At 60.9% G+C, this 17575-nt stretch carries 20 protein-coding genes; 12 read left to right on the top strand and 8 right to left on the bottom strand.

From position 1 onward, the window contains the following. Positions 1 to 53: 53 nt before the first annotated feature. The 10 genes from B3229_RS05950 to rlmC all read left to right on the top strand — a co-directional run bounded on the left by B3229_RS05950 (position 54) and on the right by rlmC (position 8830). Positions 54 to 323, top strand: coding sequence for a DUF1418 family protein (locus B3229_RS05950; RefSeq protein ID WP_033789226.1), 270 nt, complete (start codon positions 54 to 56; stop codon positions 321 to 323). Next, complete coding sequence (nfsA, locus tag B3229_RS05945) at positions 323 to 1045, top strand: oxygen-insensitive NADPH nitroreductase (protein WP_048784910.1); 723 nt, start codon at positions 323 to 325, stop codon at positions 1043 to 1045. The genes B3229_RS05950 and nfsA overlap by 1 nt, the downstream gene beginning before the upstream one ends. Before the next feature lie 18 nt (positions 1046 to 1063). Beyond that, positions 1064 to 1966 (top strand): 30S ribosomal protein S6--L-glutamate ligase, encoded by a 903-nt coding sequence (gene rimK, locus B3229_RS05940; RefSeq protein ID WP_048784922.1) that lies wholly within the window; start codon positions 1064 to 1066, stop codon positions 1964 to 1966. 87 nt (positions 1967 to 2053) lie between these two features. After that, a complete protein-coding gene (locus B3229_RS05935) occupies positions 2054 to 2533 on the top strand; it encodes a YbjN domain-containing protein (RefSeq protein ID WP_048784912.1) in 480 nt (159 codons plus the stop codon). Between the two features lie 381 nt (positions 2534 to 2914). Continuing rightward, positions 2915 to 4021 carry a spermidine/putrescine ABC transporter substrate-binding protein PotF gene (potF, locus tag B3229_RS05930; protein WP_033789231.1) on the top strand — a complete coding sequence of 369 codons (1107 nt, stop codon included), beginning with the start codon at positions 2915 to 2917 and terminating at the stop codon, positions 4019 to 4021. 117 nt (positions 4022 to 4138) lie between these two features. Then, positions 4139 to 5272 carry a putrescine ABC transporter ATP-binding subunit PotG gene (potG, locus tag B3229_RS05925; protein ID WP_096072867.1) on the top strand — a complete coding sequence of 378 codons (1134 nt, stop codon included), beginning with the start codon at positions 4139 to 4141 and terminating at the stop codon, positions 5270 to 5272. A gap of 9 nt (positions 5273 to 5281) precedes the next feature. Further along, positions 5282 to 6247, top strand: coding sequence for a putrescine ABC transporter permease PotH (gene potH, locus B3229_RS05920; RefSeq protein ID WP_286870084.1), 966 nt, complete (start codon positions 5282 to 5284; stop codon positions 6245 to 6247). Further along, complete coding sequence (gene potI, locus B3229_RS05915; RefSeq protein ID WP_033751365.1) at positions 6244 to 7089, top strand: putrescine ABC transporter permease PotI; 846 nt, start codon at positions 6244 to 6246, stop codon at positions 7087 to 7089. Before potH ends, potI begins: the two co-directional genes overlap by 4 nt. Positions 7090 to 7162: 73 nt before the next feature. After that, the gene (locus B3229_RS05910; RefSeq protein WP_048785393.1) at positions 7163 to 7630 is read left to right on the top strand and encodes a YbjO family protein; all 468 of its coding nucleotides are present in this window, start codon (positions 7163 to 7165) and stop codon (positions 7628 to 7630) included. Between the two features lie 48 nt (positions 7631 to 7678). Continuing rightward, positions 7679 to 8830 (top strand): 23S rRNA (uracil(747)-C(5))-methyltransferase RlmC, encoded by a 1152-nt coding sequence (rlmC, locus tag B3229_RS05905; RefSeq protein WP_286870081.1) that lies wholly within the window; start codon positions 7679 to 7681, stop codon positions 8828 to 8830. 63 nt (positions 8831 to 8893) lie between these two features. Here the strand turns inward: rlmC and B3229_RS05900 are convergent, their stop codons facing one another. From B3229_RS05900 to B3229_RS05875, 6 genes are all read right to left on the bottom strand, one after another. Then, complete coding sequence (locus B3229_RS05900; protein WP_096072870.1) at positions 8894 to 9625, bottom strand: arginine ABC transporter substrate-binding protein; 732 nt, start codon at positions 9623 to 9625, stop codon at positions 8894 to 8896. 118 nt (positions 9626 to 9743) lie between these two features. Then, entirely contained in the window at positions 9744 to 10412 is a 669-nt protein-coding gene (artM, locus tag B3229_RS05895; protein ID WP_048785388.1) for an arginine ABC transporter permease ArtM, read from the bottom strand. Further along, a complete protein-coding gene (gene artQ / locus B3229_RS05890) occupies positions 10412 to 11128 on the bottom strand; it encodes an arginine ABC transporter permease ArtQ (RefSeq protein ID WP_286870078.1) in 717 nt (238 codons plus the stop codon). The genes artM and artQ overlap by 1 nt, the downstream gene beginning before the upstream one ends. A gap of 6 nt (positions 11129 to 11134) precedes the next feature. Continuing rightward, positions 11135 to 11866, bottom strand: coding sequence for an arginine ABC transporter substrate-binding protein (gene artJ / locus B3229_RS05885; protein ID WP_286870076.1), 732 nt, complete (start codon positions 11864 to 11866; stop codon positions 11135 to 11137). 15 nt (positions 11867 to 11881) lie between these two features. Next, a complete protein-coding gene (gene artP, locus B3229_RS05880; RefSeq protein ID WP_286870074.1) occupies positions 11882 to 12610 on the bottom strand; it encodes an arginine ABC transporter ATP-binding protein ArtP in 729 nt (242 codons plus the stop codon). A 192-nt stretch (positions 12611 to 12802) separates the two neighbouring features. After that, positions 12803 to 13348 (bottom strand): lipoprotein, encoded by a 546-nt coding sequence (locus B3229_RS05875; RefSeq protein WP_286870072.1) that lies wholly within the window; start codon positions 13346 to 13348, stop codon positions 12803 to 12805. Positions 13349 to 13455: 107 nt separating this feature from the next. Between B3229_RS05875 and B3229_RS05870 the strand changes: the two genes are divergently transcribed. Both B3229_RS05870 and B3229_RS05865 read left to right on the top strand, forming a co-directional pair. After that, positions 13456 to 13776, top strand: coding sequence for a heavy metal-binding domain-containing protein (locus B3229_RS05870; RefSeq protein ID WP_033751347.1), 321 nt, complete (start codon positions 13456 to 13458; stop codon positions 13774 to 13776). Further along, entirely contained in the window at positions 13773 to 14588 is an 816-nt protein-coding gene (locus B3229_RS05865; protein WP_286870069.1) for an N-acetylmuramoyl-L-alanine amidase, read from the top strand. The genes B3229_RS05870 and B3229_RS05865 overlap by 4 nt, the downstream gene beginning before the upstream one ends. On the opposite strand, the gene ltaE is transcribed toward B3229_RS05865, so the two are convergent. Beyond that, the gene (gene ltaE / locus B3229_RS05860; RefSeq protein ID WP_286870067.1) at positions 14585 to 15586 is read right to left on the bottom strand and encodes a low-specificity L-threonine aldolase; all 1002 of its coding nucleotides are present in this window, start codon (positions 15584 to 15586) and stop codon (positions 14585 to 14587) included. The two genes, B3229_RS05865 and ltaE, sit on opposite strands and share 4 nt — an antisense overlap. Before the next feature lie 223 nt (positions 15587 to 15809). Then, the gene (gene poxB, locus B3229_RS05855) at positions 15810 to 17531 is read right to left on the bottom strand and encodes a ubiquinone-dependent pyruvate dehydrogenase (RefSeq protein ID WP_286870140.1); all 1722 of its coding nucleotides are present in this window, start codon (positions 17529 to 17531) and stop codon (positions 15810 to 15812) included. Positions 17532 to 17575: the final 44 nt, after the last annotated feature.

Genomic DNA, 17575 nt, shown 5'->3' with positions numbered 1-17575 from the left:
TGAACCTTGACCATAATTGACGGCCTGAACCCGGTGCGACCCAGGAGAATGCTATGCCAAATCTGGCGCGTTTACCCAAAGCTCTGCTGATCATGGAGGCGCTCGGTGGCCTGCTGACGCTGTGCGCGCTGCTGCTGGCTAACCGCTGGCTGCCGCTGCCCGCGCATGCTGACGGCAAGACGCTGGCGACCGCGCTGCTGATTATTGGCATTTTGCTGATGCTGCCCGCCGCCTGGCTGATGATATGGCGCACCGCGCAAGCGATGGCGCCGCAGCTGTTCGGTCGCGCCGTTAATAAAAATGACACTCGCCGGAGACCTTAATGACACCGACTATCGATCTATTGTGCAGCCACCGTTCCATTCGTGCCTTTACCGACCAGGCGATCAGCGCGGAACAGCGTGAGGCGATTATCGCCGCGGCGCAATCGGCGTCCACCTCCAGCTTTCTTCAGTGCTCTTCCATTATTCGTATTACCGATCCCGCGCTGCGCCAGCAGCTGGTAACGCTGACTGGCGGTCAGCAGTGGGTGGCGGACGCGGCGGAGTTCTGGGTATTCTGCGCCGATTTCAACCGCCACCTGCAGATTTGCCCCGATGCGCAGCTGGGCCGCGCCGAGCAGCTGCTGCTCGGCTGCGTCGATACCGCGCTGATGGCGCAAAACGCCATGGTCGCCGCCGAATCGCTTGGGCTCGGCGGCGTCTTTATCGGCGGCATCCGCAACAATATCGCGCAGGTGACCGAGCTGCTCGGCCTGCCGAAATTCGTGCTGCCGCTGTTCGGCTTCTGCATCGGCTATCCCTCTGCCGTGCCTGACATTAAGCCGCGCCTGCCGCAGGCGATGCTGGTGCATGAAAATCAATATCAGCCGGTCGATCCGCAGGTGCTGGCCGACTACGATAGCCGCACGGCGATCTACTACGAGCAGCGCGACAGCAATCAGCGCAGCGAGACCTGGAGCGAGCTGATTCAGCGTCTGATCGTCAAAGAGACGCGCCCGTTTATGCTCGACTACCTGCACCAGCAGGGCTGGGCGACGCGTTAATTCCAGAGAGGGTCGATGATGAAAATCGCTATCCTGTCGCGCGACGGAGAACTTTATTCCTGTCGACGCTTGCGCGAGGTTGCCGAGCAGCGCGGGCATGAGATTCAAATCATCGATCCGCTCTCCTGCTACATGAATATCAACCCTGCGTCGCCGACTGTGCACTACCGCGGCGAGCCGCTCGGCCATTTCGACGCGGTTATTCCGCGCATCGGCCCCGCCATTACCTTCTACGGCACGGCGGTGCTGCGCCAGTTCGAGATGTGTGGCAGCTATCCGCTTAACGAGTCGCTGGCGATCGCCCGCGCGCGCGACAAGCTGCGCTCGCTGCAGCTGCTGGCGCGTCAGGGCATCGATATGCCGGTGACCGGCTTCGCCTCGTCGCCGGACGATACCCAGGATCTCATCGCCATGGTCGGCGGCGCGCCGCTGGTGGTGAAGCTGGTTGAGGGCACGCAGGGCATCGGCGTGGTGCTGGCGGAGACGCGGCAGGCCGCGGAGAGCGTCATCGACGCCTTTCGCGGCCTTAACGCCCATATTCTGGTGCAGGAATTTATCCAGGAGGCGCAGGGACGCGACGTGCGCTGTCTGGTGATTGGCGGCGAAGTGGTGGCGGCGATCGAGCGCGAGGCGAAAGAGGGCGATTTTCGCTCTAATCTGCATCGCGGCGGCAAAGCGCATCCGGTGGAGATTACGCCGCAGGAGCGCGCCATCGCGGTCAAAGCGGCCGCGACGCTGGGGCTGGACGTGGCGGGCGTCGATATTTTGCGCGCGCATCGCGGACCCCTGGTGATGGAGGTAAATGCCTCACCCGGCCTGGAAGGGATCGAAACCAGCACCGGCATCGATATCGCCGGCCTGATGATCGGCTGGACAGAGCGCAACGCTCTGCCCGGTTTCAGTCTTAAAACCGGCGGCTGACGCGCGCTTTTCAGCGGTTTTCGTAGCGTCAGACGCATTTTTTCCGTAAGCTTAGTCGCCTGTTTATTCACCCCTTGGGACACTACGATGGATTCTCTTGTCGTTCCGGATATCGACCTGTTGCGTCGCTGGCTGGATCAGCAAAATATCACCTGGTTCGAATGTGATGCCTGTCAGGCACTTCATCTGCCGCACATGCAAAATTTCGATGGGGTGTTCGACGCCAAAATCGATCTGGTCGACAACGTTATTCTCTTTTCCGCGCTGGCGGAAGTGAAGCCGACGGCGCTGATCCCGCTGGTCGGCGATCTGTCGCAGATCAACGCCAGCTCGCTGACGGTAAAAGCCTTTGTCGACATTCAGGACGACAACCTGCCGAAGCTGATTGTCTGCCAGTCCCTGGCGACCAGCGCCGGGTTGACCTTCGGCCAGTTCGCCAGCTTTATGAAGCAGAGCGAAGAGCAGGTCTCCATGGTGATTATGGAAGCCTTTGCCAATAATCTGCTGATGATGGGCGAAGAAGAAGAGCGTTCGCCGGTCAGTTTCAGCCACTCGCTGCTGCACTAAGCCACCCTTTTTTCCGCCCCGCTTTAACTGCCGCTTTATGCGGCAGTTTTCATTTTTGGCCCACCATTTTTTATTCTGCATTTTGCCCTTTAATGCCAGATATTTCTCGTGGTTTGTGCCGTTCCTGCCAGACCACATAGCACAAACATGCATAACCTGTCGCTAAAAGGCGTTTTTTACGCTGGGGTATGGTAGCGGCAGGGTAGCGGGGCTATTCTTGCGGGGCTGCACGAGACGTGGATTCGCAGCGCAGGTATCAGTTTTTACTATTAAACTCTCAATGAATATTGATTCATTGTGTCTGTGAATTGACGCACAGCTCGCCGCCCTGGCATTCGCTTTAGCCAGGCCGTGACGATCCGCTCAGGAGGAAATAAAAAGATGTTCAATCAAAAAAAATGGTTGTCAGCTGCGGTTACCGGCGTACTGATGGTCGCCTCTGCAGGATCGATGGCGGAAGATAAAACGCTGCATGTTTATAACTGGTCAGATTATATCTCGGCAGACACGGTGCCGAATTTTGAAAAAGCCTCCGGCATTAAGGTGGTCTACGACGTCTTCGACTCCAACGAAGTGCTGGAAGGCAAACTGATGGCGGGCAGCACCGGCTACGACGTGGTGGTGCCATCCTCCAGCTTCCTGGCGCGTCAGCTGCAGTCCGGCGTATTCCAGCCGCTGGATAAGAGCAAACTGCCGAACTACAAGAATCTCGATCCTGAGCTGATGAAGAAAGTGGCGCAGCACGATCCCGATAACAAATACGCCATTCCTTATCTCTGGGGCACCACCGGCATCGGCTATAACGTCGACAAGGTGAAGGCGGCGCTGGGCGCCGACGCGCCGGTCAACAGCTGGGATCTGGTGCTGAAGCCGGAAAACCTCGAGAAGCTGAAAAGCTGCGGCGTCTCTTTCCTTGACGCGCCGGAAGAGATTTTCGCCACCGTGTTGAACTACCTCGGCAAAGATCCCAACAGTTCAGACGCGAAAGATTATTCCGGCGCGGCGACCGATCTGCTGCTGAAGCTGCGCCCCAGCATTCGCTACTTCCACTCGTCGCAGTACATCAACGATTTGGCGAACGGCAACACCTGCGTCGCTATCGGCTGGTCGGGCGATATTCTGCAGGCGAAAAACCGCGCCGAGCAGGCGAAAAACGGCGTGCATCTCGCCTACAGCGTGCCGAAAGAGGGCGCGCTCGCCTTCTTCGATATGATGGCGATTCCGAAAGACGCGAAAAACCTCGACGCGGCCTATCAATGGCTGAACTACATCATGGATCCGAAAGTGATTGCCGACGTTTCCAACAAGATGTCCTACGCTAACGGTAACAAGGCGTCGCTGCCGCTGATCAACGCCGATATCCGCAACAATCCGGGCATCTTCCCGACGCCGGAAGCGATGTCGAAGCTGTTCGTGCTGAAGGTGCAGGATCCGAAGCTGGATCGCGCGCGCACCCGTGCGTGGACGCGAGTGAAAAGCGGGAAATAAGCAGCTTTTTGCGCATTCGCACATTTACAACCTGGAACAGAGGCGCTGCGCTGGCCTCTGTTTTCTCTTTTTTAGCGGCTGGCTTAGCCGTTCCGCGTAGACCGGAGTGAACTGTTAGTGAACGACGCGATCCCTCGTCCCCAACCTAAAACCGCAAAGGCCTTAACGCCCTTGCTGGAGATCCGCAACCTGACCAAATCGTTCGACGGACAGCACGCCGTGGACGATGTCAGCCTGACCATCTATAAAGGCGAAATTTTCGCGCTGCTCGGCGCCTCCGGCTGCGGAAAATCGACGCTGCTGCGCATGCTGGCGGGTTTCGAGCCGCCGACCAGCGGCCAGATTGTGCTGGACGGTCAGGATCTCTCTCACGTGCCGCCGTATCAGCGTCCGGTCAATATGATGTTTCAGTCCTACGCGCTCTTTCCGCACATGACGGTAGAGCAGAATATCGCCTTCGGCCTGAAGCAGGACAAACTGCCGAAGGGCGAAATCACGGCACGGGTGCAGGAGATGCTGGCGCTGGTGCATATGCAGGAGTTCGCGAAGCGCAAGCCGCATCAGCTCTCCGGCGGCCAGCGGCAGCGCGTGGCGCTGGCGCGCAGCCTGGCGAAACGTCCCAAGCTGCTGCTGCTTGACGAGCCGATGGGCGCGCTCGATAAAAAACTGCGCGACCGCATGCAGCTGGAAGTGGTGGATATTCTGGAGCGCGTCGGCGCCACCTGCGTCATGGTGACCCACGATCAGGAAGAGGCGATGACCATGGCGGGCCGCATCGCCATTATGAACCGCGGCAAGTTTGTGCAGATCGGCGAGCCGGAAGAGATTTACGAGCATCCCACCACCGTCTACAGCGCCGAGTTTATCGGCTCGGTTAACGTCTTCAGCGGGCTGCTGCGCGAACGTCAGGAGGATGGCCTGGTGATCGACAGCCCCGGCCTGGTGCATCCGCTGAAGGTCGACTCCGACGTCTCGGTGCCGGATAACGTGCCGGTGCACGTGGCGCTGCGCCCGGAGAAAGTGATGCTGTGCGACGAGGTGCCGGCGGACGGCTACAACTTCGCCGTCGGGGAAGTGGTGCATATCGCCTATCTCGGCGATCTCTCTATCTTTCACGTGCGCCTGAAAAGCGGGCAGATGATCAGCGCCCAGCTGCAGAACGCCCACCGTTTCCGCAAAGGATTGCCGACCTGGGGCGACGAAGTGCGCCTCTGCTGGGATGTCGACAGCTGCGTCGTGCTGACCGCCTGAGGAGATGCGATGAGCCAACTTTTTCACTCCAGCAAACCGGCGCGCGCCTGGCTGGCCGGCACGCCGCTGCAGCGCTGGGCGACGCGCATGAAAATACGTCACGGCCGCAAGCTGGCGATTGCGCTGCCTTACGTCTGGCTGGTGCTCTTTTTCCTGCTGCCGTTTTTAATCGTGCTGAAGATCAGCTTTGCCGATATCGCGCGCGCGATCCCGCCCTATACCGAGCTGATTAGCTGGGCTGACGATCAGCTCAATGTGGTGCTGAATTTCGGCAACTATCTGACGCTCACCGACGATCCGCTCTACGTGGACGCCTATCTGCAGTCGCTGAAGGTGGCGGCGATCTCGACGCTGATCTGCCTGCTGGTCGGCTACCCGCTCGCCTGGGCGGTAGCGCACAGCAAGCCCTCGATGCGCACTATTCTGCTGCTGCTGGTGATCCTGCCGTCGTGGACCTCGTTTCTGGTGCGCGTCTACGCCTGGATGGGGCTGCTCAACAACAACGGCATCCTGAACCGTTTCCTGATGTGGCTGGGCGTGATCGATCATCCGCTGGTGATCCTCTATACCAATACGGCGGTCTATATCGGCATCGTGTACTGCTATCTGCCCTTTATGGTGCTGCCAATCTATACCGCGCTGACGCGCATCGACTACTCGCTGGTGGAAGCCTCGCTCGATCTCGGCGCGAAGCCGCTGAAAACTTTTTTCAGCGTCATCGTGCCGCTAACTAAAGGGGGCATTATCGCCGGCTCGATGCTGGTGTTTATTCCGGCGGTGGGCGAGTACGTGATCCCGGAACTACTGGGCGGCCCGGACAGCATTATGATTGGCCGCATCCTGTGGCAGGAGTTCTTTAACAACCGCGACTGGCCTGTCGCCTCGGCGCTGGCGGTGATTATCCTGCTGATTTTGATCCTGCCGATCGTCTGGTTCCACAAGCATCAAAACCGTGAAATGGGAGAGAAGGAATGAATCAGCTGCCTGCGATTCGCTCGCCGTGGCGCACCGCCATTCTGATCTGCGGCTTCCTGTTTCTCTATGCGCCGATGCTGCTGCTGGTGGTTTACTCCTTCAACAGCTCGCAGCTGGTAACGGTGTGGGAGAGCTTTTCATTTCACTGGTATCGCGTGCTGTTTCAGGACAGCGCCATGCTGGACGCGGTAGGACTCAGCCTGACCATCGCCGCGCTGAGCGCTACCATGGCGGTGGTGCTCGGCACCATGGCGGCGGTGGTGGTGGTGCGCTTTGGCCGCTTCCGCGGCCATACCGGCTTCGCCTTTATGCTGACCGCGCCGCTGGTGATGCCCGACGTGATCACCGGTCTGTCGCTTCTGCTGCTGTTCGTCGCTATGGGCAACGCCTTCGGCTGGCCGAGCGACCGCGGCATGCTGACCATCTGGCTGGCGCACGTCACCTTCTGTACCGCCTATGTCGCGGTGGTGATCAACTCGCGACTGCGCGAGCTGGATCGCTCAATTGAAGAGGCGGCGATGGACCTGGGGGCGACGCCGCTCAAGGTGTTCTTCGTGATTACCGTGCCGATGATCGCCCCGGCGATCGTCACCGGCTGGCTGCTCGCCTTTACGCTGTCGCTGGACGATCTGGTGATCGCCAGCTTCGTCACCGGGCCGGGCGCCACCACCTTGCCGATGGCGATCTTCGCCACGGTGCGGCGCGGCGTGAACCCGGAGATTAACGCGCTGGCGTCGCTGATCCTGTTTGTGGTCGGACTGGTGGGCTTTATCGCCTGGCGCTGGATGGCGCACGAAGAAAAACAGCGTATTCGTGATATTCAGAAGGCGAGACGTGGCTGAAATCCCTGATCTTTGCCACTATAAAGGCGGGCGGATTTTTCCGCCCGCCTGCGTGTAGTGATGGAGCCTGGCCATGTCCGAAACCCTGAAAAAAGGCGATTTTATCGCTCTTGCGCCCGTGCCGGTGACGGTGGCGGGCATCGCTATTATCGCGACGCGCTGCCTGAGCGTGCTGATGCTGGCGAACGAGCTGGGTCTGGAGGAGATCGCGAACTTCGTGCACCGCAGCGCGCAGGCCTGGGACTCCACGCTTATCTTTATCGCCAGTCAGCTGATCTTTTTCTATGAGCTGCGCTGCGCCTTTCTGCTGCTGCGCGGCAGCAACCGCGGCCGCTGGGGCTTCGCCGCCACTCAGCTGGTGGTGCTGCTCTACATGCTGCTGGCTTCTACCGGCGGTATCTATCCGGAGATTTTCAGCATCAGCGGCGCGAATAACGCGCAGATCGTTCACCATACGCTGATGCAAAAGCTGCCCGATCTGCTGGTGCTCGGCCTGCTGTTCGTGCCGGCCGCCAGCCGCGCATTTTTCCGTAAGCGGTGATACAATCGCGCTCCGCCCGACCTCCTTGAATGACACAGGCCTTACCCCATGCAATGCGCGCTCTATGACGCCGATCGCTGCCGCTCATGCCAGTGGCTGGAAAAACCCTATTCGCAGCAGCTCAGCGACAAGCAGTCGCGGCTGAAGTCGCTGCTGGCGCAGCAGCCGGAAGCGCAGTGGCTGCCGCCGGTCACCTCGGCGCAGCAGGCGTTTCGCAATAAGGCGAAGATGGTGGTCAGCGGCAGCGTCGAGCGCCCGGTGCTGGGCATGGTGCAGCGCGACGGCAGCGCGGTGGATCTCTGCGCCTGTCCGCTCTATCCAGACAGCTTCGCGCCCGTTTTCGCCGCGCTGAAGCCCTTTATCGCCCGCGCGGGCTTAACCCCCTATAACGTGGCGCGCAGGCGCGGCGAGCTGAAGTTCCTGCTGCTTACCGAAAGCACCCAGGGCGGCATGATGCTGCGCTTTGTGCTGCGCTCCAGAGAGAAGCTGGACCAGCTGCGCGCCGCGCTGCCCTGGCTGCAGCAGCAGCTGCCGCAGCTCAAGGTGATCTCCGCGAATATACAGCCGGTGCACATGGCGATTCTGGAAGGGGATGAGGAGATTGCGCTGACGCCGTCGCAGTCGCTGGCGGAAAATTTCAATCAGGTGCCGCTCTGGATCCGTCCGCAAAGCTTTTTCCAGACCAACCCGCAGGTCGCCGCCGCGCTTTACGCCGCCGCGCGCGACTGGGTCGGCGAGCTGCGCATCGGCAGCATGTGGGATCTTTTCTGCGGCGTCGGCGGCTTTGGCCTGCACTGCGCCACACCGCAGATGCAGCTGACCGGCATTGAGATCAGCGCCGAGGCGATCGCCTGCGCGCAGCGGTCGGCCGAGATGCTGGGGCTGGAAAAGGTGAGTTTCGCCGCGCTGGATTCGACCGCCTTCGCCACCGGGCGCGACGCGGTGCCCGATCTGGTGCTGGTCAACCCGCCGCGGCGCGGCATCGGCGCCGCGCTGTGCGACTATCTCAGCCGCATGGCGCCGGATAACATTCTCTACTCAAGCTGCAATCCAGAGAGCATGGCGCAGGATATCGCGCGGCTGGCGGATTATCGCGTGACGCGCGTGCAGCTGTTCGACATGTTTCCGCATACCGCGCACTTCGAAGTGCTCTGTCTGCTGACGCGCCGTGGCGCGGAAGAGGGTGGGCCAGCGTCCTGAGCCTCTGAGCCAGGAGCGATGCAGAACCGATCGGACGCCCGTCCGCTGGCCCATAATAGCGTATTACTCAGGGAACCATTTCTGATTGAGCTGCTGAAGGACGCCGTTGCTCTTCAACGTCGCCAGCGCGGCGTTTAGCCTGTCGCGCAGCGCGTCGTTGCCTTTACGCACCGCGATGCCCAGACCGGTACCGAAGTAAGCCTTGTCCGTCACGTGCTCGCCGACCGGCGCTAAATCGCCGTTGGTCTTCAGCCACTGATTCACCACTGCCGTATCGCCGAATACGCCGTCAAGACGGCCATTTTTCATATCGAGAATGGCGTTTTGATAGCTGTCATAGGCGACGGTAACGATCTCAGGATGCTTCTCCTGCAGATATTTCTGGTGCGTGGTGCCGTTTTCGACCCCGATACGTTTGCCTTTGAGCGAAGCGAAATCGCTGAACTTACCTTTGCGCGCGATGACGATGGCGGAGTTGGCGTAATAGGGCTGGGTGAAATCGACCTGCTTGCTGCGATCGTCGGTGATATCCATACCGGAGATCACCGCGTCAAAGCGGCGGAACTTCAGCGAAGGGATCAGGCTGTCGAAGGCGTTATTGGTAAAGGTACACTCCGCCTGCATTTGCTGGCAGAGCGCTTTAGCCAGATCGATATCGTATCCCACAATCTGATTGTCGCGATCCAGCGATTCAAACGGAGGATAGGTGGCGGAAGAGGCGAAGCGGAGGGTATCCGCCGCGTGGGCGCTCAGGGTCAGCGTCGCCAGCGCGGCGGCAAGGATCCATTTTTTCATCGTATTACTCCTGAAAACCATGCCAGAGGCGGAACGGTTGACACGATGCCAGTAAATGAATCTTTATGCAATATTTGTGAGTAAAAAATGAAAAAGGCGAGCATTGCTCGCCTGGATATTAACTTCTGCGCTCAAAGGCGAGCGCGCGCCGCTCGATCAGCCGCATCATCAGCGTCAGTAGGCCGTTTACCACCAGATAGACCAGCCCGGCGGCAGCAAACACCATTACGTCGTAGGTGCGGCCGTAAAGCAGCTGGCCGTGGCCCATCACTTCCATCAGCGTAATAGTGTAGGCGAGCGAGGTGCCTTTAAACACCAGCACGACCTCGTTGGAATAGGAGGAGAGGGCGCGCTTAAACGCATAGGGCAGCAGAATACGCAGCGTATCCTTGCGGTTCATCCCGAGCGCGGCGCAGGACTGCCACTGACCTGACGGGATGGCGCGCATTGCGCCGTAAAACAGCTGCGTGGTATAGGCGGCGCTGTTAAGCGACAGCGCCAGCATGGCGCACAGCCAGGGCTGCGACAGCAGATGCCACAGCCAGGGAACGCTCTGCAGGCTGGGAAACTGGCCGGGGCCGTAGTAAATCAGAAAGATCTGCACCAGCAGCGGCGTGCCGGTAAACAGGGTGATGTAGATTTTCACCAGCGGATTAAGCAGCGGCGTTTTCAGCGACAGCACCACGGTGAAGAGCAGCGCCAGCACCAGCGCCACCAGCAGCGACGCCAGGGTGAGCGTCAGGCTGGTGTGCAGTCCTTTCAGAATTTCAGGCAGGTAGCTCAGCATCAGCTATTCCCTCGCTCGAAGCGGGTGGTGCGCAGCTCGATACGGCGCAGCACCGCCTGGCTCAGCAGCGTAATCACCAGATAGATAGCCGCGGCGATCAGAAACCAGGTAAAAGGCTCCTGCGTGCGGGTCGCAATGCTCTTGGTCTGCAGCATCAGATCGTTAACGCTGATCAGCGACACCAGCGCGGTATCCTTTAGCAGCACCAGCCACTGGTTGCCGAGTCCGGGCAGCGCGTGGCGCCACATCTGCGGCATGATCAGGCGGAGGAAGATGGCGGACCTCTTCATGCCCAGCGCCTGACCCGACTCCCACTGACCCTGCGGCACCGCCTTGAGCGCGCCGCGCAGGGTTTGCGAGGCGTAGGCGGAGTAGAGGATCGCCAGCGCAATCACGCCGCACAGAAACGGGCTGACGTCGAAGTTCTCGATCTGAACCTGCACCGGCAGCTGAAACAGGCCGAAGTTGAGGGTAAAGCCGTCGGAGAGCATCAGCAGCAGCTGCGAGGCGCCGAAATAGATAAACAGCACCACCAGGATTTCCGGCAGGCCGCGGATCAGCGTCACCAGCGCCGTGCCGATCCACGCCAGCGGCTTAATGCGCAGCGATTCCCAGCCGGCGAAAATCATCGCCAGCGCAAGGCCGGCGATCAGGGCGCACACAGCGAGGCCGACGGTCATGCCGGCGGCGCTGGCGAGAGGATAGAACTCACTCATGGTTAATTACTGCTGGAACCATTTGCTGTAGATGGTTTTATAGGTGCCGTCAGCCTTTACCTTCTCCAGCGCGGCGTCGAACTTCGCCTGCAGATCGGTATTGCCCTGGCGCACGGCGATGCCGAGGCCGGTGCCAAAGTAGGCTTTGTCGGTAACTTTATCGCCGACCGCCGCCAGGCTGGCGTTCTGCTTCAGCCATTCGTTGACCACCGCCGTGTCGCCGAAGACCGCGTCGATACGGCCGTTTTTCAGATCCAGCACCGCGTTCTGATAGCTGTCGTAGGGCACGGTGGTGATATCGGCATGCTGATCGTTGAGGTATTTCTGGTGCGTCGTGCCGTTCTGCACGCCGACGCGCTTGCCTTTCAGCGCGGCTACGTCGGCCACTTTGCCTTTCTGCGCGATAAACAGCGCGGAGTTATCGTAGTAAGGCTTGCTGAACAGCACCTGTTTTTCGCGCTCGGGCGTAATGTCCATACCGGCCATCACCGCGTCGAAACGGCGGAACTTCAGGCTCGGGATCAGGCTGTCGAATGCCTGGTTGGTGAAGGTGCAGGTCGCGTTCATCTCTTTGCAGAGCGCGTTCGCCAGGTCGACGTCGAAGCCCTGGATCTTGTTGCTGGAATCGACGAACTCAAACGGCGGATAGGAGGCTTCCGTGGCGAAGCGAATAGTCTGCGCCGCAGACGCGCTCAGGCTCAGACCAGCAAGCAGTGCAGCAAGTACGATTTTTTTCATTGAGAGCTTCCTGACTTAATGCGAAAGATAATGTGCAAACGCCTCGGTTTGCGGCTGTGTAAATCGGCTGGCGTCGCCCTGTTCCACGACATGGCCGTTCTCCATATAGACCACGCGGCTGGCGGTTTTACGTGCCACTTCCACTTCGTGCGTCACGATGACCTGGGTAATGTGCGTCTGGGCGAGTTCGCGAATAATGCTGACGATCTGCGCGGTGATTTCCGGATCGAGCGCGGCGGTCGGCTCGTCGAACAGCAGCACCTGCGGCTCCATCATCAGGGCGCGCGCGATGGCGACGCGCTGCTGCTGGCCGCCGGAGAGGTGCAGCGGGAAACGATCGGCATAGGGCGTAAGGCGCAGGCGCTCCAGCAGCTTGTCGGCGCGCGCGCGCGCCTGCGCTTTGCTGAGGCCCAGCACGCGGCACGGCGCTTCGATCAGGTTCTGCGCCACGGTAAGGTGCGGCCAGAGGTTATATTGCTGGAAAACCATGCCAACATTCTGACGCAGCTCGCGGATGGCGGCGTCGGACGGCGTCTTGCTGAAGTCGAAATGGTTGCCGGCGATTTTCAGGCTGCCCGAGCGTGGCTGCTCCAGCAGGTTAAGCACGCGCAGGAGTGAGCTTTTCCCCGCGCCGCTTGGGCCGAGCAGCACCAGCGTTTCGCCTTGCGGGCAATCCAGATTGATGTCAAACAGCGCCTGATGGGCGCCGTAAAAGCAGTTAATCCCGTTTAGTTGAATACTCATGCGCAAATTTTGAATAGCCATTAGTGCCGCGAATCTTAACCGCACCAGAATAGTTATGCAAATGAAGTGGGTTAAAATTTATTAAACTGCAGCGAAACAGGTAAAGGGTAGCACAATATCGCGCCACTTAGCGGCAGGAGCGCGCGGGCAATAAGAGACGCGCCGCAAGAGAGCGGCGCGCCGGGGAAGAGATTATTTTTTCGCCTGCTCCAGCGTCTGGCTCAGGGTGCCGCCGCCCGGATGCGCCCAGTCGGCGACGTAGCGCACGTCATCCACCACCCAGCAGGTGCCTTCGCGGATCATCAGCACCTCATCCTGCCAGCTTTTGCCGTCGCGGCTCAGCTCGACGCGCAGCGGAATATTGCGCGCGTCGCGGTTCGGAATGGTGGAGCTGTCCGCCACGCTGGCGGCGGTCGGACCCTGCGCCAGGCTGGAGAAGAGATCGCCGCTGCGCCACTGCGCCGTGGCGTTGCCGCTCTGGGTGTTCGCCTGCTGCAGCGCCTGATAGAGGCGATCGCTCAGGTAGGGACGGTATTTCGCCAGCTGATCGCTACCCGGCAGGCCTGGGGTCGACTGCTGAATGCGCAGATCGTAAAACTGCTGCGCGACGCTGTCTGGACCGCCGTCGACGCAGGGCGCGGTGCGAGGGCCGTTGTCCTTAATCACCGGCTCCACCGTGGTACAGGCGGAGAGCAGCAGTGCGGCCGGAAGCAGCAGCGCAAAGGCTTTGTTTCTCATCTCGATTTCCTTATTGTTCTCTGGCAAAGCGCTATTTTTAGCATAGAGTATAGCCGTGCTTTTTAGTTGAAAGAGCCTTGTCCCCTATTTCATATCAGGAGAGAGCGATGAAATTTTCCACCACGCCTACGCTGGAAGGACACAGCATCAGCGACTACTGCGGCGTCGTCACCGGCGAAGCGATCCTTGGCGCTAACATTTTCCGCGACTTTTTCGCCGGCATCCGCGACGTGGTCGGCGGCCGTTCCGGCGCCTATGAGAAAGAGCTGCGTAAAGCGCGCGAAATCGCCTTCGAGGAGCTGGAAGCGCAGGCGAAGGCGCTGGGCGCCAGTGCGGTGGTCGGCATCGATATCGATTACGAAACCGTCGGCAAAGACGGCAGCATGCTGATGGTCAGCGTAAGCGGCACGGCGGTGAAACTCCGTTGAGGCTGCTGCTGGCCGCGCTGGCGCTGCTGCTGGCGGGCTGTCAGAGCGGACTGGAATCGCGGCAGGGCTACTGGGTCGACACGCAGCATCCGGCTTACGGCGCCAGGCCGCGCATTAAAGCGATCGTTATTCACTATACCGCCGAAGATTTTCCCTCTTCGCTGGCGACCCTGACCGATCGCGACGTCAGCGCCCACTACCTTATTCCTCGTCAGCCGCCGCAGCGCGCCGGAAAGCACATTATCTGGCAGCTGGTGCCGGAAGCCCAGCTCGCCTGGCACGCCGGACCGAGCTTCTGGCGGGGCGCGACGCGCCTCAACGACACCTCGATCGGTATCGAGCTGGTGAACCGTGGCTATACGCGCACTCTGACCGGGCGCGACTGGCAGCCCTTTACCGAGGCGCAGATCGCCGCGCTGACGCTGTTGTTGAAGGACATCGCCCGGCGCTACGCCATCGCGCCGCAGAATATCGTCGGCCATAGCGATGTCGCGCCGCAGCGCAAGCAGGATCCCGGACCGCTGTTTCCATGGGATCAGCTGGCGCGCCAGGGGATCGGCGCCTGGCCGGAGGCGACGCGCGTGCAGCACTATTTAGCGGGCAGGGCGGCGCAGACACCGGTCGCGATGGAGACGCTGCTGGCGGTGCTGTCGCGATACGGCTACGACGTGAGCGGCGCCGCCACGCTGCGTCAGCAGCAGCGGCTGATCGCGGCGTTCCAGATGCATTTTCGTCCGGCAGACTATCGCGGCTTGCCGGACGCGGAGACCCTGGCGATCGCCGAGGCGCTGCTGGAGAGATATGGCGATTAACGCTGCAGGAAGGCTTTCCAGTGCGCCAGTAGCTGCTCCAGCGCATGACGGTCAACGTCCAGATGGGTAACGATGCGCGTCACGGGCCCGACGCTTAACAGCACGTCGTGCGCGGCGAACCAGTTTTTCAGCGGTTCGATCTGTTCGGCGGGCACGCGCACGAACAGCATGTTGGTCTGCTGATCCACCACCTCGACGCCCGCCTGCTGCAGCTGCTGGCCGAGCCAGGCGGCGTTGTCGTGATCCTCTTTCAGCCGCGCCACGTTGTGCTGCAGTGCGTAGAGGCCGGCCGCCGCCAGGATGCCCGCCTGGCGCATGCCGCCGCCCGCCATTTTGCGCCAGCGGCGCGCGCGCTCGATGTAGGCCTCATCGCCGCACAGCAGCGATCCCACCGGCGTGCCCAGTCCTTTCGACAGGCAGATAGTCAGCGTGTCGCAGTAGCGCGCAATCGCCTCCAGCGTGACGTTTTGCGCCACCACCGCGTTAAAGATGCGAGCGCCGTCGATATGCAGCGCCAGCTTGCGCTCGCGACTAAACGCCCAGGCGCGGGCGAGATAGTCGAGCGGCAGCACCTTGCCGTGGTGGGTGTTCTCCAGGCTAAGCAGGCGAGTGCGTGCAAAGTGGATATCGTCTGGTTTGATGGCGGCGGCCACTAAGTCCAGCGGCAGCGTGCCGTCTTCGGCAGCGAGGATCGGCTGCGGCTGGATGCTGCCCAGCACCGCCGCGCCGCCCGCTTCATATTTATAGTTATGCGCCTGCTGGCCCACGATATATTCGTCGCCGCGCTCGCAGTGGCTCAGCAGCGCCACCAGATTGGCCTGAGTGCCGGTCGGGAAGAATAGCGCGGCCGCTTTGCCGCTAAGTCGCGCGGCTTCCGCCTCCAGCGCATTAACGGTGGGATCGTCGCGATAGACGTCGTCGCCGGTTTCGGCGGCCATCATCGCCTGCAACATCGCGGCGCTCGGCCGGGTTACGGTATCACTGCGTAAATCGATCACGTTGCTCTCCTGAGAAAAGCGGGCAGAACGCCCGAACAGACGGCACACAGGGTGAGGAGCGGATGGCGTGGGCCGAGGAGCAAAGCGTCCCGCGCCATGGAAGGCGCGGGCCGAGCTGGCAGGGATGCCGTTTTTTGCCTCTTTGCGATCGGGCCACGCTATCCGCGCAGGCACCTTGTCTCTATCTTCAGCGGACCCAGACGCCCGCTGGCCTATTTCTCTTTTACCGCAGCCAGTTGGTTTTCGCCAGCTCCACTACTTCGTCGCCGCGACCGTTCAGAATTGCGCGCAGCATATAGAGGCTAAAACCTTTCGCCTGCTCCATCTTGATCTGCGGCGGCATCGCCAGCTCCTCTTTGGCGGTGATGACGTCTACCAGCACCGGACCAGGATGTGCAAACGCCTGCTCCAGCGCGCCGTTAAGCTCGGACGCCTTCTCCACGCGCAGCCCTTTAATGCCGCACGCCTCAGCGATGGCGGCGAAATCGGGATTATCCAGCTCGGTGCCGTCGGTGAGGTAGCCGCCCGCCTTCATCTCCATGGCGACAAAGCCCAGCACGCTGTTATTGAAGATCACCAGCTTCACCGGCAGCTTGAGCTGCGCCAGGGTAATAAAGTCGCCCATCAGCATGCTGAAGCCGCCGTCCCCGCACAGCGCCACCACCTGACGATCGCGGTTCAGCGCCTGGGCGCCGAGCGCCTGCGGCATGGCGTTCGCCATTGAACCGTGATTGAAAGAGCCGAGCAGGCGGCGACGGCCGTTCATCTTCAGATAGCGTGCCGCCCAGACGGTGGGCGTGCCGACATCGCAGGTAAAAATCGCGTCGTCGCTGGCGTAGTGGCTGATCTGCTGCGCCAGATACTGCGGATGGATTGCCTGTTTGTCATTGGCGTTAGCCAGCTCGTCCAGCCCTTTGCGCGCGTCGGCGTAGTGTTCCAGCGCGCTGTCGAGATGATGACGGTTGGTTTTCTTCTCCAGCCGCGGCAGCAGCGCCTGCAGCGTCGGCTTCACCGCGCCGACATACGCCTGATCGAGATGGCAGTGCGCGCCAAGGCTGCCGGGATTGATATCAAGCTGGATGATTTTCGCCTGTTCGGGATAGAAAGCGCGGTAGGGGAATTTGGTGCCGAGCAGCACGAGCGTATCGGCGTTCATCATGGCGTGATACCCCGATGAGAAGCCGATCAGTCCGGTCATGCCGACATCATAAGGGTTATCGTACTCAAGATGCTCCTTGCCGCGCAGCGCATGGACGATCGGCGCCTTCAGCGTCTCCGCCAGCCGCACCACTTCGTCATGGGCGCCGGCACAGCCGCTGCCGCACAGCAGCGTGATATTGCTGGCCTCATTCAGGGTTTGCGCCAGCAGCGCCAGCTCGCTTTCCTGCGGCAGAACCTGCGGCAACAGCGGCGGATACCAGGCGGCCGACGCGCTCTCCGGCGCGGGCTTCAGCGCCACGTCGCCCGGCAGCACCACCACCGACACGCCGCGATTAAGGATCGCCTCGCGCATCGCGATGCCCAGCACCTGTGGCAGCTGTTCAGGGCTGGAGACCAGTTCGCAGTAGTGGCTGCATTCGCGGAACAGCTCCTGCGGATGCGTCTCCTGAAAATAGCCGCTGCCGATCTCGCTGGAGGGAATATGAGCGGCGATCGCCAGCACCGGCACGCGGTTGCGGTGGCAGTCGAACAGGCCGTTGATCAGATGCAGGTTGCCCGGCCCGCAGGAGCCGGCGCAGACCGCCAGCTCGCCGCTGACGTGCGCTTCCGCGCCGGCGGCGAAGGCGGCGACCTCTTCGTGACGCGTCGGCATCCACTCAATGGTGCCCATGCGGTTCAGGCTGTCGCTCAGCCCGTTCAGGGAATCTCCGGTCACCCCCCAGATACGTTTGACGCCGGCGTTTTCCAGCGTTTTCGCGATCAGCGCCGCAACGGTCTGTTTCATCATACTCTCCTCTGGCTGTAAGCCATCTTCCCAATGGCGGACAA

Origin of the sequence: Pantoea sp. UBA5035 (assembly GCF_002415245.1) — a bacterium.
GTDB classification, from domain to species: domain Bacteria; phylum Pseudomonadota; class Gammaproteobacteria; order Enterobacterales; family Enterobacteriaceae; genus Pantoea; species Pantoea septica.
Note: the sequence above shows the minus strand (reverse complement) of the source record. Positions and strands in the feature narration are given on the sequence as shown.

Excerpts from the sequence above, each read along its gene's own strand:
- B3229_RS05950 (WP_033789226.1), top strand. The coding sequence starts at position 54 with ATGCCAAATCTGGCGCGTTTACCCAAAGCTCTGCTGATCATGGAGGCG.
- nfsA (WP_048784910.1), top strand. The coding sequence starts at position 323 with ATGACACCGACTATCGATCTATTGTGCAGCCACCGTTCCATTCGTGCC.
- rimK (WP_048784922.1), top strand. The coding sequence starts at position 1,064 with ATGAAAATCGCTATCCTGTCGCGCGACGGAGAACTTTATTCCTGTCGA.
- B3229_RS05935 (WP_048784912.1), top strand. The coding sequence starts at position 2,054 with ATGGATTCTCTTGTCGTTCCGGATATCGACCTGTTGCGTCGCTGGCTG.
- potF (WP_033789231.1), top strand. The coding sequence starts at position 2,915 with ATGTTCAATCAAAAAAAATGGTTGTCAGCTGCGGTTACCGGCGTACTG.
- potH (WP_286870084.1), top strand. The coding sequence starts at position 5,282 with ATGAGCCAACTTTTTCACTCCAGCAAACCGGCGCGCGCCTGGCTGGCC.
- potI (WP_033751365.1), top strand. The coding sequence starts at position 6,244 with ATGAATCAGCTGCCTGCGATTCGCTCGCCGTGGCGCACCGCCATTCTG.
- B3229_RS05910 (WP_048785393.1), top strand. The coding sequence starts at position 7,163 with ATGTCCGAAACCCTGAAAAAAGGCGATTTTATCGCTCTTGCGCCCGTG.
- rlmC (WP_286870081.1), top strand. The coding sequence starts at position 7,679 with ATGCAATGCGCGCTCTATGACGCCGATCGCTGCCGCTCATGCCAGTGG.
- B3229_RS05900 (WP_096072870.1), bottom strand. The coding sequence starts at position 9,625 with ATGAAAAAATGGATCCTTGCCGCCGCGCTGGCGACGCTGACCCTGAGC.
- artM (WP_048785388.1), bottom strand. The coding sequence starts at position 10,412 with ATGCTGAGCTACCTGCCTGAAATTCTGAAAGGACTGCACACCAGCCTG.
- artQ (WP_286870078.1), bottom strand. The coding sequence starts at position 11,128 with ATGAGTGAGTTCTATCCTCTCGCCAGCGCCGCCGGCATGACCGTCGGC.
- artJ (WP_286870076.1), bottom strand. The coding sequence starts at position 11,866 with ATGAAAAAAATCGTACTTGCTGCACTGCTTGCTGGTCTGAGCCTGAGC.
- artP (WP_286870074.1), bottom strand. The coding sequence starts at position 12,610 with ATGAGTATTCAACTAAACGGGATTAACTGCTTTTACGGCGCCCATCAG.
- B3229_RS05875 (WP_286870072.1), bottom strand. The coding sequence starts at position 13,348 with ATGAGAAACAAAGCCTTTGCGCTGCTGCTTCCGGCCGCACTGCTGCTC.
- B3229_RS05870 (WP_033751347.1), top strand. The coding sequence starts at position 13,456 with ATGAAATTTTCCACCACGCCTACGCTGGAAGGACACAGCATCAGCGAC.
- poxB (WP_286870140.1), bottom strand. The coding sequence starts at position 17,531 with ATGAAACAGACCGTTGCGGCGCTGATCGCGAAAACGCTGGAAAACGCC.